Source organism: Actinocrinis sp. (genome assembly GCF_035605935.1).
In the GTDB taxonomy this organism is placed as follows: Bacteria; Actinomycetota; Actinomycetes; order Streptomycetales; family Catenulisporaceae; genus Actinocrinis.
Window position 1 is genome coordinate 53569 of record NZ_DATNGK010000203.1, and the last position, 16741, is coordinate 70309.

At 69.2% G+C, this 16741-nt stretch carries 12 protein-coding genes and 1 pseudogene; 9 read left to right on the forward strand and 4 right to left on the reverse strand.

All coding sequences use genetic code 11. From position 1 onward, the window contains the following. Nucleotides 1-122 precede the first annotated feature (122 nt). Complete coding sequence (locus VN779_RS16385) at nt 123-1442, forward strand: NtaA/DmoA family FMN-dependent monooxygenase (RefSeq protein WP_325724176.1); 1320 nt, start codon at nt 123-125, stop codon at nt 1440-1442. A gap of 50 nt (nt 1443-1492) precedes the next feature. Continuing rightward, nucleotides 1493-3022: a glycoside hydrolase family 43 protein gene (locus tag VN779_RS16390; protein WP_325724177.1), complete on the forward strand. Its 1530-nt coding sequence runs from the start codon at nt 1493-1495 to the stop codon at nt 3020-3022. A 4-nt stretch (nt 3023-3026) separates the two neighbouring features. Here the strand turns inward: VN779_RS16390 and gndA are convergent, their stop codons facing one another. Beyond that, nucleotides 3027-4466 (reverse strand): NADP-dependent phosphogluconate dehydrogenase, encoded by a 1440-nt coding sequence (gene gndA / locus VN779_RS16395; protein ID WP_325724179.1) that lies wholly within the window; start codon nt 4464-4466, stop codon nt 3027-3029. A 181-nt stretch (nt 4467-4647) separates the two neighbouring features. Between gndA and VN779_RS16400 the strand changes: the two genes are divergently transcribed. The 4 genes from VN779_RS16400 to VN779_RS16415 all read left to right on the forward strand — a co-directional run bounded on the left by VN779_RS16400 (nt 4648) and on the right by VN779_RS16415 (nt 8368). Beyond that, nucleotides 4648-5019 carry a cupin domain-containing protein gene (locus VN779_RS16400; RefSeq protein ID WP_325724181.1) on the forward strand — a complete coding sequence of 124 codons (372 nt, stop codon included), beginning with the start codon at nt 4648-4650 and terminating at the stop codon, nt 5017-5019. A gap of 143 nt (nt 5020-5162) precedes the next feature. Then, complete coding sequence (locus VN779_RS16405) at nt 5163-6332, forward strand: cation:proton antiporter (protein ID WP_325724183.1); 1170 nt, start codon at nt 5163-5165, stop codon at nt 6330-6332. Nucleotides 6333-6406: 74 nt separating this feature from the next. Next, complete coding sequence (locus VN779_RS16410; protein WP_325724185.1) at nt 6407-6871, forward strand: hypothetical protein; 465 nt, start codon at nt 6407-6409, stop codon at nt 6869-6871. A gap of 153 nt (nt 6872-7024) precedes the next feature. After that, nucleotides 7025-8368 (forward strand): ricin-type beta-trefoil lectin domain protein, encoded by a 1344-nt coding sequence (locus VN779_RS16415; RefSeq protein WP_325724187.1) that lies wholly within the window; start codon nt 7025-7027, stop codon nt 8366-8368. Nucleotides 8369-8445: 77 nt separating this feature from the next. Here VN779_RS16415 and VN779_RS16420 read toward each other — a convergent pair whose 3' ends face one another. Beyond that, complete coding sequence (locus VN779_RS16420) at nt 8446-9969, reverse strand: glycosyl hydrolase family 79 C-terminal domain-containing protein (protein ID WP_325724189.1); 1524 nt, start codon at nt 9967-9969, stop codon at nt 8446-8448. A 287-nt stretch (nt 9970-10256) separates the two neighbouring features. Here VN779_RS16420 and VN779_RS16425 point away from each other — a divergent pair, with 287 nt between their 5' ends. Together VN779_RS16425 and VN779_RS16430 are read left to right on the forward strand one after the other, a co-directional pair. Further along, a complete protein-coding gene (locus tag VN779_RS16425) occupies nt 10257-10952 on the forward strand; it encodes a hypothetical protein (RefSeq protein WP_325724190.1) in 696 nt (231 codons plus the stop codon). Nucleotides 10953-11122: 170 nt separating this feature from the next. Further along, on the forward strand, nt 11123-13075 hold the full coding sequence (locus VN779_RS16430) for an RICIN domain-containing protein (protein ID WP_325724192.1): 1953 nt from the start codon (nt 11123-11125) through the stop codon (nt 13073-13075). Between the two features lie 40 nt (nt 13076-13115). Here the strand turns inward: VN779_RS16430 and VN779_RS16435 are convergent, their stop codons facing one another. Together VN779_RS16435 and VN779_RS16440 are read right to left on the reverse strand one after the other, a co-directional pair. Continuing rightward, on the reverse strand, nt 13116-15224 hold the full coding sequence (locus tag VN779_RS16435; protein WP_325724194.1) for a putative bifunctional diguanylate cyclase/phosphodiesterase: 2109 nt from the start codon (nt 15222-15224) through the stop codon (nt 13116-13118). After that, nucleotides 15221-16042 (reverse strand): SAM-dependent methyltransferase, encoded by an 822-nt coding sequence (locus VN779_RS16440; protein WP_325724195.1) that lies wholly within the window; start codon nt 16040-16042, stop codon nt 15221-15223. Before VN779_RS16440 ends, VN779_RS16435 begins: the two co-directional genes overlap by 4 nt. Nucleotides 16043-16306: 264 nt before the next feature. Here VN779_RS16440 and VN779_RS16445 point away from each other — a divergent pair. After that, nucleotides 16307-16741, forward strand: a pseudogene (locus VN779_RS16445) (beta-glucosidase); the annotation flags it as partial.

Sequence of the window (16741 nt, forward strand, 5' to 3'; positions counted from 1 at the left end):
CCTTTCCTCCTTGCCCGAGCTGCCTGGGCTCGCGGTCCATCGTAGCCAGTGACGCCACTGCGTGTGATCGCAGCGGCACCCGCTTACCCCGCAAACCCGCGCGCAGTCCTACGCTTCGAATCGTGAAAGCAGAGCAGCGATATCTGAACCTGAACGTGTACCTGCGCAACTCCGGTTATCACGAGTCCGCTTGGCGGGTATCGTCCCTCGATCCGGCAGTGGTGCTCGACCCAGGCCACTACGTCGGTCTCGCTCGCACCGCCGAGCGCGGCGTGCTGGATTCGATCTTCCTGCCGGACAGTCCGGGGGTGGCCGAGTTCCGTTCCGAATATCTGCCTGGAGCCGGTCTCGACCCGGTTCAGCTGCTCTCGGCGGTCGCCATGGCCACCGAGCAGATCGGTTTGATTTCTACGGTCTCGACGACGTACAGCTTCCCGTGGGACGTCGCACGCCGCTTGGCCACACTGGACTTCCTGAGCCACGGCCGGGCCGGGTGGAACATCGTGACCACCGTCGAGCCCGCGGCCGCCGGGAATTTCGGCGACCAGCCGCACCCGCCGACCGCGGACCGGTACCGGCGCGCCGACGAGTTCGTGGAGGTGGTGCTCAAGCTCTGGGACGCCTGGGACGACGACGCGGCGCCGATGTCGAAACAGACCGGCGTGTGGGCGGACCCGGCGAAGCTGCATCCGCCGCGGCACCAGGGCGAGCGCTTCCAGGTCTCCAGCTACCTGCCTTTCCCCCGCTCCCCGCAAGGGCATCCGTTCCTGACGCAGGCGGGCTCCTCCCCCGACGGCGTGGCGCTGGCCGCCAAGTACGCGGACGCGGTTTTCACGCCGCAGAGCGATCCGGAAAGCTCCCGCGCCTTTCGCGAGCACCTGCGCGCGCAGGCGGCGGCCGCCGGACGCGACCCCGACCACATCAGGGTGCTGCCAGGCCTGTCCTTCCTGCTCGGCAGCAGCGACGCCGAGGCCGAAGCGCTCAAGCAGCGCCTTGAGGCGGCCGCGAGCGGCGAGTTCCGCTGGCGTAATCTGGCGAATCTCGCCGGGCTGGACTACCGCGGCATCGAGCCGGACGAGCCGTTCCCGGTCAGCCTGCTCGATTCCGCGCCGAAGACCAGCTTCGGCGCGTCGATCTACCAGATGGCCGCGCAGCGCCCGCAGAGTTTCCGCGAGGTGGCGCAGCGCCTTTCCGCGCTGCCCGGCGGTCTCGATTTCACCGGGACCCCGGAGGCGATGGCCGACCTGATCACAAACTGGTGGCAGGCGGGGGCGTCGGACGGGTTCACTCTCATGCCGAACGTGCTGCCCGACCAGCTCGACCTGTTCGTCGACCACGTCGTCCCGATCCTGCAACGCCGCGGCATCGCGCGCACCGAGTACGCCGGCCGTACGTTGCGTGACCATGTGGGCCTGCCGCGCCCGGTGGCAAGGAGAGAGTGACCGCGAAACGGTCTGGTTGCATATCGGGTTCGATTCTATGCTTGCGCCTCGTGCCTTCAGAGAAGATCAAGCGCAGCGACGTCGTCCAGACGGCGGCGCCGGCGAATCCCGTGGTCGCTGGGTTCTTTCCGGACCCGAGCGTGTGCCGGGTGGGCGATGACTACTACCTGGCGTGCTCCAGCTTCGAGTACTTCCCCGGCCTGCCGATCTTCCACAGCCGGGATCTGGTGCACTGGCGGCAGATCGGCAACGTACTGGACCGGCCGAGCCAGTTGGTCCTGCCGCAGAGCACGAACTCATCCGGCGGGATCTACGCCCCGACGCTGCGGCACCACGACGGCCGGTTCCATCTGGTCGTGACGAACGTCAACGGCGGCGGCAATTTACTGGTGACCGCGACCGATCCGGCGGGCCCCTGGTCCGAGCCGACCATGCTGCCCGGGGTGCCGGGTATCGACCCGGACCTGGCTTGGGACGAGGACGGCGTCTGCTGGTGCACAGTGGCCGGGGTCGGGCAGGTGCGCCTGGACCTGGAGACCGGGAAGGTCGAGGGTGCGGCGCGCCGGATCTGGTCCGGCACGCCCGGGGCCAAGGCACCGGAGGCCCCGCACCTCTACCACATCGGCGGCTGGTGGTACCTGATGATCGCCGAGGGCGGCACGGAGCGCGGGCACGGGGTCTCGATCGCCCGTGGCCCGGCGCCGGACGGACCGTTCGAGCCCTGCCCGGCGAATCCGATCCTCAGCCACCGCAGCACCGATCATCCCATTCAGAACACCGGCCACGCGGACCTGGTGCAGGGCCCTGATGGTTCGTGGTGGATGGTGCTGCTAGGGGTGCGCCCGGGCGGCGGCACGCCGGGCTGGCACGTGCTGGGCCGCGAGACCTTCCTGGCTCCGGTCAGCTGGGTGGACGACTGGCCGGTGGTCGGCGAACTCTCCACCGAGCTGCCAGCCCTGCCCTGGCCGCTGCACCCCACTCCCGCCGAGCCGGTGCGCGACGACTTCGACGGCGCTGAGCTGCATCCGCGGTGGGTCTCGCTGCGCCACCGGCCGGCCGAGCTGTGCACGACGAGCGAGCGGCCGGGTTGGCTCACGCTTCGCGCGAGCGGCGGGTCGCTGGACGATTTGAACGTGACGTTCGTCGGCCGTCGGCAGCAGCACTTTGACTGCCGAGTGCGTGCCCTGATCGACCCCTCCGAGGGCAGCGGCGGGCTCGCGGTGCGCCTGGACGAGCAGCATCACTACGAGATCGAGACGGCTGATGGTGCGGTGCGGGTGATCGCCCGGATCGGCCCGCTGCGCAGCGTCGTGGCGCAACGGGAGGTGCCGGCCGGCCCGGTGATCCTCGGCGTCGAGCCGCAGCGGCGCGAGACGCTGCACGACTCGCGCACCGGACCGGACACCGTGTCGCTCGGCGTCGTCGAGCCCGACGGCAGTTTCACGCCGCTCGCCACGCTGGACGGCAGATACCTGTCGACCGAGGTCGCCGGCGGTTTCACCGGCCGCGTCATCGGGGTCTATGCCGCGGCCGGCACCGTGCACTTCGACTGGTTCGACTACGAGCCGGTCGAGCGCTGATCGATCAGCCTTCGACCTCGGGCCGGTCGGGTTCCGCCCACTTGGTGTGGAACGCCCCCTCGCGGTCAACACGCTGATACGTGTGCGCGCCGAAGAAGTCGCGCTGGCTCTGGATGAGGGCGGCGGGCAGGCGTTCGGAGCGCAGCGTGTCGTAGTACGCGAGCGCGGCCGTGAACGCCGGAGCCGGAATACCGCGGCGCGCCGCCGAGGCCACCACCTCCCGCCAGGGGACCTGCGCGTCGGCGATCTCGCCCGCGAAGTGTTCCTCGGCCAGCAGGCTGACCAGGCCGGGGTTGGCAGCATGGGCGGCGCGGATGCGGTCGAGGAACGCGGCACGGATGATGCAGCCGCCCCGCCAGATCTTCGCCACCGCGCCCAGGTCGATGTCCCAGCCGTATTCGGCGGCGGCGTCGCGGATCATCGTCCAGCCCTGGTCGTAGGCGATGATCTTGGAGGCGTAGAGGGCCTGCTCGACCTGGTTGGTGAAGCGGTCGGTCTCATGCTCGCGCAGCGGCTGATGGGTGCCGCCGGGCAGCGGACGGTACGCCGCGCGCAGCTCGGCACGCGAGGAGGCGACGCGGGCGAAGGTGGCCTGCGCGATCCCGGTCACCGGGCTGCCCAAGTCCAGCGCGGTCTGCACGGTCCAGCGTCCGGTGCCCTTTTGCTCCGCGGCATCCTTGACGATGTCCACGAACGGCCGGCCGGTGTCGGGGTCGGTGTGCGCGAGAACCTCGGCGGTGATCTCGATCAGGTACGAATCGAGCCGCCCCTTGTTCCAGGACCGGAAGACCTCGGCGATCTGCGCGGGGCTCAGTTCGGTGACTTCGCGCAGCAGGTGGTAGGCCTCGGCGATCAGCTGCATGTCGGCGTATTCGATGCCGTTGTGCACCATCTTCACGAAGTGCCCGGCGCCGTCCGCGCCGATGTGCGTGGCGCACGGGTCGCCGTCCACCTTCGCGCTGATCTTCTCCAGCATCGGGCCGAGCACGGCGTAGGACTCGGTCGAGCCGCCGGGCATGATGGAGGGCCCGTGCAGGGCGCCCTCCTCGCCGCCGGAGACCCCGGTGCCCACGAAGTGGATGCCGCGTTCGCGCAGCGCGGCCTCGCGGCGGCGGGTGTCGGCGAAGTGCGCATTGCCGCCGTCGATGATCATGTCGCCCTCGTCCAGCAGCGGGGCGAATTCGTCGATCACCGCGTCGGTCGGCTCCCCGGCCTTGACCATGACCATCAGCCGGCGGGGACGCTCCAACGCCGCCACGAAGTCCTCCGCAGACTCGGCCGGCACGAACGTGCCCTCGTGTCCGTACTGCTCGATCAGCGCCCGGGTGCGCGAGGGGGTGCGATTGTGCACCGCGACCGTGTAGCCGTGCCGGGCGAAATTGCGGGCCAGATTCCGGCCCATCACCGCCAACCCGGTGACCCCGATCTGCGCCGATGCCTCCATGCTGCGCCTCCTTCGTCGGTGTGCTGCTCGACCTTGAGTACGGCTGGACTCCCGGGCCGGTTCGACGCCGCCTACCCACCTGCGGGCCGCTCACCGAGTCCTGCGACAGCCGCAGCGACACATGCGACGACAATAGAACAGGTCGGTATCCACAGCGCGGGAGCGGATAGGAGCCAGTCGGATGACCAGCGCGAACAGCTCAGCTCAGGGTGATGATGCAAACGGCGCGGCCGAGGTCGTGCCGCTGCGGACCTTTGGCGACCGGTTGCTCGACGAAGCCCGCGCCGCGGGCTCCGGACGCGCCGCCCGCACGATCATCGCGCTGCCCGGCCTGCGCACCACGCTGCTCGCACTCGCCGCGGGCCGGGAACTGGCGGAGCATCAGGCGCCGGGTTCCGCCACCATCGCCTGCCTCAGCGGCGAGGCCACGCTCGCGACCGGCGACCGCGAGTGGCGGCTGCGCGCGGACGACGCGGTAGCCATTCCGCAGGAAAGTCACCGGCTGCTCGCCGAGCGCGACACGCTGGTGCTGCTGACCGTGCGGCTCGACTGAGCTGCACTGCCGGATCGGGCTGGACTGCGCAATCGGGACGCGGCTTTACGCGCGAGTCGCGGCGTGCTCTACGTCGGCAAGTGCGGTACCTGTCACGATGTCACCAGCACAGGGGCGACAGCAGGGGATGGAGGCGCGGCGCGGTGAGCCTGGCCGGGTTGGCGCTGGTCCTCGCGCTCGGGCTGGCCGGGCCGCTGCTGGCCACTGCGAAGCGGGCCGGTATCCCGGTCGCTGTCGGCGAGATCGCGGCCGGCGTGGCGGCGGGGCGTACCGGACTGCGCTGGATCGATCCGGGCGAGCCGGTGCTCTCTTTCCTCGCCTCGGCGGGCTTCGGACTGATCATGCTCGTGGCGGGCAGCCATGTGCCGCTGCGAGATCCGGCGCTGCGCCTGGCTCTGCGCCGCGGCGCGCTGCTGGCGCTGTTCACCGGGGCGCTCGCGGTGGCCGCGGGTTACGGCGTCGCGGCGCTCTTCGGCACCGGACACGCGCTGCTGTACGCCGTGCTCTTCGCTTCCAGTTCGGCGGCGCTGATCATGCCGGTGATCGATGAGGCGCAGCTGGATGCGCCGCCGGTGCTCGCCACGATCGTGCACGTGGCTATCGCGGACACCGCCTGCATCGTGCTGCTGCCGCTCGCCGAGCAGCCGGAACGCGCCGGCCGGGCCGCGCTCGGAGTGCTGGCCGTGCTGGGCGCGGGCGCAGTCCTGCTGTTGGTCACTCGGGCGGTCGGGCGGCGCGGACTGCTGACTCGGATGCGCAAGCTCAGCCGTCGAATGCACTTCGGGCTCGAGCTTCGGGTGCAGCTGATCACGGTTTTCGCGCTGGCCGGGTTGGCGCAGCGGCTCGGCGTGTCGGTGATGCTCGCAGGATTCGCCGCCGGGCTCGCGCTCGCGGCGCAGGGCGCGCCGCACCGGTTGGCCCGCCAGTTGTTCGCGGTCACCGACGGCTTTCTCGGCCCGGTGTTCTTCGTGTGGCTCGGCGCGTCGCTGGACCTGCGTGCTTTGGCCGCACATCCGCGGATGATCGCGCTGGCCGGCGTCCTGGCAATGGCGAGCGTCGCGGCTCACGCGGCAGCGGTCCTGCTGCGCCAACCGCTTGCGCTGGCCGTTCTGGCCGCCGCACAGCTCGGTGTGCCGGTAGCCGCGGTCACCATCGGTTCCACCGCCGGCTTGCTGCGGCCCGCGGAGGGCGGCGCGATCCTCACCGCGGCGTTGATCACGGTAGCCACGACCGGGTGGGCCGGGGCTCGGGCGCGCCATGAGCCGGATCTCAGTCTGAGCGGCAACCGCGACCAAGTCGCTACCGGCCAGTAACGCCACCCGAGCGCACTACGTGCCAAACTCCGGTGCGGGGCTTCGGGGACTGCGGGCCAGCTGCGAGGGATGACATGAGTGGCAATCGGGACATAGACCAGTCGGAGTGGCAGCGCTGGCAATCGCAGTCGCGGCGCAAGCCGGCAGCGGGTGCGCCACACCCGACAAACAGCGCGTTCTATTTCGTTGGCGTGTTGATCGCAGACCTGTTCATCGTGGGCATCGCATTCATGGCCGCGATCGGCATCGGATTCCAAAGCTGGAGTGAACCCCAGCAGGTGGCCCAGGGCCTCGCCGCGAAGCAGGAGGGGCAGGTGCTGACCGGCGCGGCGATTGCGTGCGCGCTTTTGGTACTCGTCGGAGTGTTGGCTTGGACTCGGCGTGCGGTAGTCGCCGCAGCATTCCAAGTCATCGTCATCATCACCGTGCTCGTAGTCGCCGGCTCCATGGCAGCCAACTACCACCACATCGCGCAGACCTCAAGCGGCCAGCTACCCGGATTTCGCCTACGTATTGACTCGTGTATTGACGCGCGGTAGCGGACCGCGTACCGTCCCACATCTAGTAAGGGAACTTTCCTAACCGTGCGCCGGGTTGCCGCCCGGCGCACGGTGCGCCAATCCCACATCCACACGTTCATCAGCCACACAGCCACGCACCCACCCGTTTTCCCTGGGACGGAGCCCGCAGTCATGCGCAAGCTGCCCACGCTCGCCGCACTCGCGGCAGTATCAACCCTCGTACCGGTCGGCCTGGTCGCCCTCGGTGCGAACTCCGCGAACGCGGCCGGAACCTTCCCGGCGCACTACGCGGCCCCCTACCTACAGATCGCCAGCGGCGACGCGGGCGACATGGCCGCTGACCTGTCCGCGAGCGGCGACAAGTTCTACACGCTGGCCTTCCTGACCCCGAAGTCCGGCTGCACGCCCGAATGGGAGGACGGCGGCGACTCGGTCGGCGCGTTCAGCAGCCAGATCAACTCGCTGAAATCGGCCGGCGGCAACGTAATTATCTCCTTCGGCGGAGAAGCCGGCGGCGAGCTGGCCCAGACCTGCACCTCGGTGTCGAACCTGACCGCCGCCTACAAGAAGGTGGTGGACACCTACGGCGTCACACGGCTCGACTTCGACATCGAAGGCAGCGTGCTGGACGACACCACCTCCAACACCCGCCGCGCCCAGGCGCTCGCCGCGCTGCAGGCCGCAGAGCCCAACGTGCAGATCGACTTCACCGTGCCGGTCGACCCCACCGGCCTCGAGTCCAACGCGGTCAATCTGCTCAAGGGCGCCAAGAGCAAGGGCGTGAAGGTCAACCTCGTCAACATCATGACGATGGACTTCGGCGACGGGCAGAACGCGCTGGCCGACGCCGAGTCCGCGGCGAACGGGACCGTGCCGCAGCTCGAATCGGTCTACGGCGTCTCCTCGTCGCAGGCCTGGAACATGCTCGGGCTCACGCCGATCGCCGGGCACAACGACGACAACGAGAACTTCACCCAGTCCAACGCCGGCACGCTGGAGAGCTTCGCCGCGAGCCACGGCGTGCAGGAACTGGCCTTCTGGGAGGTCGACGGCTACGACAAGGGCACCGGTTACGCCTACTCCAAGACCTTCAACAAGATCACCGGCGCAAGCACCGGCGGGGGCGGAGGCGGCGGCCACGCCTATGTCGGCGCGCAGTCCGGCAAGTGCATCGACGACAACAACTCCAGCACCACCGACGGCACCCAGCTGGAGATCTACACCTGCAACGGCGGCGCGAACCAGTCGATCGCGATCAGCGGCAGCACGGTGCAGGTCGAGGGCAAGTGCTTCGACGCCCACAACAACCAGACCACGAACGGCACCGCCGTCGAGATTTACACCTGCAACGGCGGTGCCAATCAAAACTGGACCTACAACTCGGCCGCCGGCACCTTCGTCGGCGCCCAGTCCGGCAAGTGCATCACCGTCCAGAGCGCCAGCACCGCGAACCTCGCCAAGCTGATCCTGTACACGTGCAACGGCGGAGCAAACCAGAAGTGGACTGCTCAGTAGGACAGTAGACGGTAAGACAGCAGGGCAGTACGACGAACCCTGGCCGCGTCGACCTCATCACCCACCGGAGCAATGGCTCACAGGGTGATGAGGTCGGCGCTGCCCGATGCGACCGCCAGGGCGAGCGTGCCGTTGTGGACACGCAGCCTGTTGGCCGGGCGATAGGGCAGTCGGCCGGCGCGGTCGACGCTCACGCCCTGGATCTGCACGCCCTGAGCGCTGGCGAGCGATTTGCCGGTCAAGTGCACGACGGTCGCGCTCGCACCAGAGCGGCCGCCGGTGAAGCGGATGGCGATGTTCACCGACGCAGCAGTGGTGGCGTCCTTCTCGATGACGGCGACCCTGATCTTGCCGTCGTCACCGCGCACCGCGTACGCGGTCAGGTTCGGCGCGGTCCCGGAGCCGCCGCTGGAAATCCGCACCGGCAGGAACCGGCCGGCGCCCATGCGATCGGCCAGGTAGAGGCCGTAGTATTCGGGCGCCGCGGTGTAGATCTTGGCGGTCTCGTCAGTCGCGTTGGCGGCGCAGATCGGCGTGTAGATCTGGAACTTGCCGTTGTACAGCGGAGCGTCGCACACGCCGAGGCCGCCGTGGAAGTTCAGGCCATTGAATCCGTCCTGCGCCATCAGCAGGCTGTAATCCAGCGACCACAGCGCCGAGGCGTACGTGTCGCTGACTGCGGTGATGCCGCCGCCCGCGGCCGAGTTGGTCTCATCGATGCGGATCGGCAGGCCGGCGGCGCGTGCGCCCGCGAGTTCCTGCGACACGTTCGCGACCTCGCTCGCGTCGGTCTGCGGCGAGAGCAGCTGGGTCGCGGTCGATCCGCCCGAGACGCTGTAGCCGTGGATCGTGAGCAGGTTGAGCCGGTTCTTTTCGGCCGCCGCGAACTGGGAGACCCAGGCGCCAGTGGTGGTCGGCGAGCTGACATCTGGTCCGACCAGCGGCGTGTTTCCGGCTGCCGCGGCGCAGGCCTGCCAATCCGGGAGGTACTGCGGGTAGCCGTAGGGCGCGGTACGCAGGCCGTTGTGGGCCCAGTCGTTCGGTTCGTTGCCGCACGCGGCGCCGAGCAACTTACTTCCCAGCATGGACTTGAGCGTGGCTGCCTCGTCGGTAGCCAGCGAAGCGTCGTAGTGCCCGAGGTTGATGCCAACCTCGGTGCGCCAACCGGTGGCGTCGACGAAGTGACCGAGCCGCGCGATGTCGGCCGGGCCGACGACGTCCTTGACCCAGGTGGGCAGCGGTTGCGGCGGGGGCTGTCCGGCAGGCTCCCAGAGGGTGTCACGGTCGAGGGTGTTGCCGCCGATGCGCAGGTTGCCGGAGCCGAGGGTGCGCAGCAGGTTGACCAGGTTGCCGGTGCCCGCGTCGAAATTGCCGACGCCGAGTTCTCGCATTTCGTAGGAAAGGCCTACGAAATCCTGCGGCAGCGCACCATAAGGGTGCGCGGTGTCAATGGTGAGAGTCACTTGCGCCGGCGGGGCGGCGGGCGGCGCGACCGGCGCGTCGGGTATCGCGGCAGCACCTGCGGTGCCGGTGCAACAGAGCGCTGCAAGGGTGAGGGCGGTGGTGGCGGGCGCCGTGCGTCGTCGTTGAGCGATGGGCATGGTGGCCAACCTCGTCTTTCACATATGTGAATTGAATTCAGAAACATGACCGCTGGTCACGCTACGCGCCCGTGAAAGCGCCGACAAGCGTTACAGTCGCCGTTTCATCGGGGCTTCTGAGCGCTTTTGGGCGGCGTTCCTGAGTAAGCGTCAGTTGATGGCACAGGGCCTTGTGATCAACCGGGTACCGCCGCCATGATGGGTGACCGCTCTGCGTCTGGAGGGAGCGAGCAACGTTTAGCAAGCGCAATTCATCCGGTGCGGCCGGATATGAACAGGATCAGGACGTGCAGTTCCAATACCCGCCGCGCCGGCTTTTGCGAGGCGTTCCACTCTCTCGGCTGGCCTCAGCCGCTGCACTTCTCGGTGCGGTGGTCGGCGGCGTCATCGCCGTTGGCATCCTTGGCCACACCGGGAACAACCGCGGCACGCCGCCGCCCGCCGTCGTCCCGGTCATCGGCCCGACGAACCCGGCGACCCTGCCAACGTCCAACGGCGCCTTCGGCACAAACCCGAGCCCGAGCGCGACCTCTGTCTCGGCGACGCCGAGCGCGCCGGCGAGCACGATCCGTGTCTCCGCCGCACCGTCGCCGACCCGCCTCGCACCGACGGCATACGAGGGCGATTCCCCCGCGAACATCCTGGCCGACGGCACGTACATCGGCCCCTGCTCCGGCTGTCCCGACGGCACGAAGGTCCGGCACGTCGGCGGCGGCAGCACCCTGACCTTCCCGAACGTGAAGGCCTCGGTCGCGGGCAGCTACACGCTGACCATCGCCTACGCCGACGGCGACGCCTCCGGCGGCCGCGACGCCATCGTGACGGTGGACAGCGCGTCCGTCGACGTCTTCTTCACCTCCAATGGACAGTGGAACACCGCGCAGACGCTCACGCTGACGGTGCATCTCAACAGCGGGTTGAACAGCATCGAGTTCGGCAACCCGAAGGCGATGGGACCTGACATCGCCGAGATCGTGATCTGATTCCCTTCTTGCCAAGGCGCGGCGGCTGACGTACTTTCCTCATCGCGAAGTTTTTCGCGCACGGCCGTTATGAGGGTGGCGGCCATATTCGCCCCCTTATAAGCATTGGCCGTGGAGGTTCTCTCATGAGGTTCCGAAAAGGAACCAGATCTACCCGCGCGCTCGCAGCCGTGGCCGCTGCGACCGCAGCCACTCTCGTCGGCGCTCTCGCGGTCGTGGTGCTGCCGACCGCGGCGAGCGCGGCAGCCGGGCCGGGCAGCTACACCATCGTCAACGCCGGGAGCACCCATCTGTGCCTGGACCTGCCCGGCTCCAGCACGTCCGCCGGCGCGCCGCTCGACCTGCAGACCTGCGCCGGGTCAGCCAACCAGGTGTGGACGCTGACCAGCGCGAGCACCGGTTACACGATCACCTCGCCGGTCAGCGGGCTGTGCCTGGGCATCGCGGCGGCCTCGACCAGCGCGGGCAAGGCGGTGCAGCAGCAGACCTGTGACGGCTCCGCGAACCAGCAGTGGACGCTCAACGCCAGCGGCACCAACTACCAGCTGATCGACGTCAACAGCGCCAAGTGCATGAACGCCTCCGGCAGCGGCACGTCCGCCGGAACCGCGGTGGTGCAGAACAGCTGCGACAGCAGCATCACGAAGCAGTGGACTCTCAACGCGGCCTCGGGTACCACCCCGACGCCGAGCGCCACCGGCACCACGAGTGCGAGCGCGAGTGCCAGCGCGAGCGCGTCGCCGTCAGCGAGTTCGAGCCCGACGCCGCCGCAGCCGGGCGAGCCGAGCGTGCCCGGCACCTGTACCCCGCTGTCCGCCCAGCTGGCGAAGCCGGCCAACGAGCAGTTCACCAGTGCGCAGGAGTCCTCGCCCCCTGACACCGCGCGCATCCAGGCGGCGCTCAACAGCTGCACCGGAACCGGCAAGGCGGTCGAGTTGACCGCGAGCGGCGGCAACAACGCCTTCCTCTCCGGCCCGCTCACAGTCAACGCCGGCGAGGTGCTGCTGGTCGACTCCGGCGTCACGCTCTACGCCTCCCGCAATCCCGCCGACTACCAGGTCTCCGGCCAGCCGAAGTGCGGCACGCTCGGCGCTTCTGATGGCAGCACGCTCGGAACCGCGACCGGGTGCGTTCCGTTCATCGCGGTGCGCGGCAACAACTCCGGGATCATGGGCACCCAGAACGGCTCCGGGAGCCAAGGCGTCATCAACGGCCGCGGCGACCAGGACATGCTCGGCACCAGCACCACGTGGTGGGCGCTGGCCGAATCGGCGCACAGCAAGACCACCACGCAGCAGGAGAACCCGAAGCTGATCACGGTCTTCGGCGCGTCGAGCGTGACGATGTACCACATCAGCCTGACCAACTCGCCGATGTTCAACGTGCTGCTGGACGGCGGCAGCGGGTTCACCGCCTGGGGCGTGCGGATCGACAATCCGGACAACGCGCGCAACACCGACGGCTTCGACCCCGACAGCGCTAGCAATGTCCTGATCACCGACAGCTATATCAACACCGGTGACGACGGGATCGCGGTCAAGGCCGACGCGGGCGGCGCCGCGAGCCACGTCACCGTCAGCAACACCAGTTTCTGGGGCATCCACGGCCTGTCGGTCGGCAGCCAGACCAACGGCGGCGTGCAGGACGTGACCTTCTCCGGCAACTACATCCACGGCGGCAAGGACATCCACGGCAACACCGCCTCCAGCAACAACGGCGTGCGGGTCAAGAGCGACACCAGCTTCGGCGGTACGGTCTCCGGCGTCAGTTTCGTCAACACCTGCGAGACCGGAGTCGAGCACCTGATCCTGATCGATCCGCAGTACCTGAGCGGGAACGGCTCGACCGTGCCGAACTTCGCCAACATCACCATCAATGGCCTGAAGTCGGTCAGCTCCTCCTCGGGCAAGTCGACCCTCGACGGCTACTCCGCCGCGTATCCGCTCGGCCTGACCCTGGAGAACGTCCAACTGGACGCCACCAAGGTCACCGCGCAGTACGCGAACATCAAGATCTACAACGCCAACATCGCGCCCTCGGGCACCGGCGTGACGGTGACCAGCTTCACCGGCTCCGGCAGCGTGCCCAGCTGCGCCAGCTTCCCGAGCTGGCCTGGGCTGTAACCGCACCAGAGCACGACCGCGAGCGGCGGGCCGCCGGTTCTTACTGGCGGTCCGCCTCGCCGAATCCGGACAGGATCACGCCGGGAACCTGGTCGGCGGGCAGCGGGCGGGCGAAGTAGTAGCCCTGCCCGGTGTCCGCGCCGAGCTTGCGCAGCGTCTCGGCCTGCGCCGCGGTTTCCACGCCCTCCGCGATCACCATCATGCCGCACGCCCGGGCCAGGTTGATCAGGCTGCTGACGATCGGTTCCTCGGAGCTTTCCTGCGCCGCGCCGTCACCCGCGCCGGCCGTGGGTATGAGTCCTTTGACGAACGAGGAGTCGATTTTCAGCGTGTGCGCGGGCAGCCTGCGCAGATAGGCCAGGTTCGAGTAGCCGGTGCCGAAGTCGTCGATCGCGATGCGGACGCCGAGGTCGGACAGCTCCCGCAGGCGTTGCACCGCGGGCCGGCCGCGCTTGCCCGGCTCCATCACCGCGCTCTCGGTCAGCTCCAGCTGGAGGCGGGCCGGCGGCAGTCCTCCGGCGTCCAGCGCGGCGCGGACCTCCTGCACCAGCCCGGGGTCGCGCACCTGACGCACCGCCACATTCACGGAAACGGTCACCGGCGCGCCGTCGGGCGGCCGCGGCCAGGTCGCCGCCTCGGCGACCGCGCGGTGCAACACCCAGCGGCCGAGCGCCACGATGACGCCGGTCTCCTCGGCCAGCGCCACGAAACGGCCGGGGCCAAGCAGCCCGTGCTCCGGATGGTTCCAGCGCACCAGCGCCTCGAACGACCGGACCCGCTGGTCGGCCAAGTCCACGATGGGCTGATACTCCAGGAACAGCTCGCCGCGCTCCAGCGCGCCGGGCAGCTCCTGCGAGAGCGCGTAGCGCGCGACCTGCCTGGCGTTGCGCTGCGGGTCGAACAGCGCCCAGCGGTCGCGCCCAGCCGCCTTGGCCCAATACAGCGTGATGTCGGCGGCACGCAGCACCTCACTCGGGCCGGCGCCGGTGACCGGTTGCTCCACGATGCCGACGCTCGCGGTGACGGTCAGCTCGCGCCCGTCGAGCACGATCGGTTGGCGGATCGCTTCGAGGACCCGCTCGGCCACCTCGATCGCGCTCTGCGGACCGGCGGTGTCCGGCAGCAGGATGACGAACTCGTCGCCGCCCATCCGGGCCACCGGATGACCCTGCGGCTCGACGGCCTCGCGCAACCGCGTGGCGACCTGGACGAGCAGCCGGTCACCGGCGTCGTGGCCGAGGGTGTCGTTGACCGCCTTGAATCCGTCGATGTCGAGGAAGCACACGGCTATTCGGCTCGCTTCGTCCCCATCCAGCGTGGCGGTGAGCTGTTCGAGCAGCTGGGTGCGGTTGGGCAGGCCGGTGAGCGGGTCGTGGGTGGCCTGGTGGCGCAATAGCTCGGTCATCTCGCGCCGTTCGGTGATGTCCTCGAACAGGCCGACCACCAGCGCCGTCTTGCCGTCGTCGCCGATCACGGTGCTGGCTCGCATACGCGCCCAGATGACCTCGCCGTCGGGCCGCACGAACGCTTTCTCGCCGGTCATCTGCCGCCGCCGCCCGGCCAGCAGCGCGTGGTACTGATCCCAGTAGTCCGCCGGGTCGGTGGGCCGCCGCAGGGAGCTGATCGCCAAGCCGCGGGCGGCTTTCGCGTCCAAGCCGAGAATCCGCGCGAGCGGCTCGTTGATCTCCAGGATCCGGCCCTCGCCGTCCGCGATCCCGATACCGAGCACCGCGCCGCGGAACACCGCCCGGAAGCGGGCCTCCCCGGTGCGGTGCGCGTCGAGCACTGCGATGCGGATCGATTCCTGCTCGCGGCGGGTGCGGTCGCGCAGCCCTTCGGCGTAGCCGGCGGCGAGGCCCGCGTAGAGCGCGGTGCGCACGGCGGGGTCGATCCCGGTGGGCAGATGATCGGACAGCACCGTGATCGATGCGGCGAGCGATTCGGGCTGGGTGTGGTGCGAGTCGATCAGCGCGGCGCCGACCGCGATGCCTGCCTTGCGCGAGTCGACCGGATCGCTCAGCGCGTCGCCGACCCACTCCGCGAGCACCGCGGCCAGCGCCCTGGTCTCGGCCGCGCTCATCGGCACGGAGCCCGCTGCGGCCAGGGCCGCCGCCCACGCGGACGGCAGGGCCCCGGCGCTCTCGCTCACTCGCGCCGCCCCACGGCGCCGTAACCTGAGTACCGCTCCACGTCGCCGCCGAGCGGGTCCGGCAGCGCGTTCTCCTCGTCCGGACGCCAGCGGGTCATGTCGGTGAGGCCGGGCGGTACGAGTTCGTATCCGCGCATCAGCGCGGTGATCTCGGCGTGGCTGCGCATGGTCATCGTCGCGCTGGAGCGGGAGTAGACCTGCTCCAGGTCGCGGCTGCGCTCCGGCAGATAGTCGCGCGTGGCGTGACTGACCGCCAGATAAGAGCCCGGCGCGCTCGGCTCGCGATATGCGGCCACGATCGCGGCCGGGTCGTCGACATCTGGCACGAAGTGCAGCACCGCGAACATCAGCACCGCAACCGGCTCATTGAAGTCCAGGAAACCGTCCAACGCGGGATCGGCCAGCACTCGCGCCGGATCTCGCATGTCGGCGTGGACGAACCTGGCGTTCGGCGTGTCGGCCAGCAGGACGCGGCTGTGGGAGACCGCGACCGGATCGCTGTCCACGTAGACGGTGCGCGCCTTCGGGTTGAGCGCGGCCACGATCTCGTGCACGTTTCCCACGGTCGGGATCCCGGAGCCGAGATCGAGGAACTGGGTGATCCCCTCGCGCGCCAGGAAGGTGACCGCCCGGCGCAGGAACGCTCGGTTCGCGCGGGTCACCTGAGGCAGCTCCGGCCAGGCGCCGAGGGCCTTTTCCGCCAGCTCCCGATCGGCGGCGAAATTGTGTGATCCACCCAGGTAGTAGTCGTACATTCGAGCGGGTGCCGGACGTTCCAGGTCGATCTCGTCCGGGGCCCACGCGGGGCGATGCGACACGGTGCTGCCCTTCTGACGGCGACGCGCCGCCGCCGGTTCGCGGACGGACCAGCGGCATTTCCTGCGAGCGAGCATACGACGACGGGAGACCCTGATATAAGACCCCGTCTTGGAGCGCGCAAAGCTGTACGAATCGGGCAGTCGTCCTACTTCTTGACGCAGCGCGCGCCAATCGGTTAAATCACAGCGCGAATTAACGGCTCCCAAGCTCCGCCTTCCTCAGACCTGAACAGCAGGACTCTCATTGCACGAGGAGGTCGCGCCATGTCCGTTTCGGGCGAGGTAAGCCCGCATCCCCGCAGACGCAGCAGGACCGTCGCCATCGCCACCGCCGCGGTGACAGCGGCCGGCGTCGCGGTGCCCGTACTCATGAACAACTCCGCCGCAGGCTCGTCCGTCGCGCCGTGGCTGGACCAGAGCCGGCCGACGGCGGTCCGGGTCGACGCGCTCCTGCGCGCCATGACGCTGTCGGAGAAGGTCGGCCAGATGGACCAGCAACTGGTCACGACGCTCACCGACTCGAACAGCGCCACCTGCGGGGACAACGGCTGGAACATGCCGAACCCCGCCTGCATGCAGAAGATCCTGGTCGGCGACGACGTCGGCTCGATTCTGGCCGGTGGCACCAACAACCCGCCCGACACCACCGGCAAGGGCGGCGTCGGCAACACCGGCTACGACTGGGCCACCGAATACAAC

Excerpts from the sequence above, each read along its gene's own strand:
- VN779_RS16400 (WP_325724181.1), top strand. The coding sequence starts at position 4,648 with ATGACCAGCGCGAACAGCTCAGCTCAGGGTGATGATGCAAACGGCGCG.
- VN779_RS16415 (WP_325724187.1), top strand. The coding sequence starts at position 7,025 with ATGCGCAAGCTGCCCACGCTCGCCGCACTCGCGGCAGTATCAACCCTC.
- VN779_RS16410 (WP_325724185.1), top strand. The coding sequence starts at position 6,407 with ATGAGTGGCAATCGGGACATAGACCAGTCGGAGTGGCAGCGCTGGCAA.
- gndA (WP_325724179.1), bottom strand. The coding sequence starts at position 4,466 with ATGGAGGCATCGGCGCAGATCGGGGTCACCGGGTTGGCGGTGATGGGC.
- VN779_RS16420 (WP_325724189.1), bottom strand. The coding sequence starts at position 9,969 with ATGCCCATCGCTCAACGACGACGCACGGCGCCCGCCACCACCGCCCTC.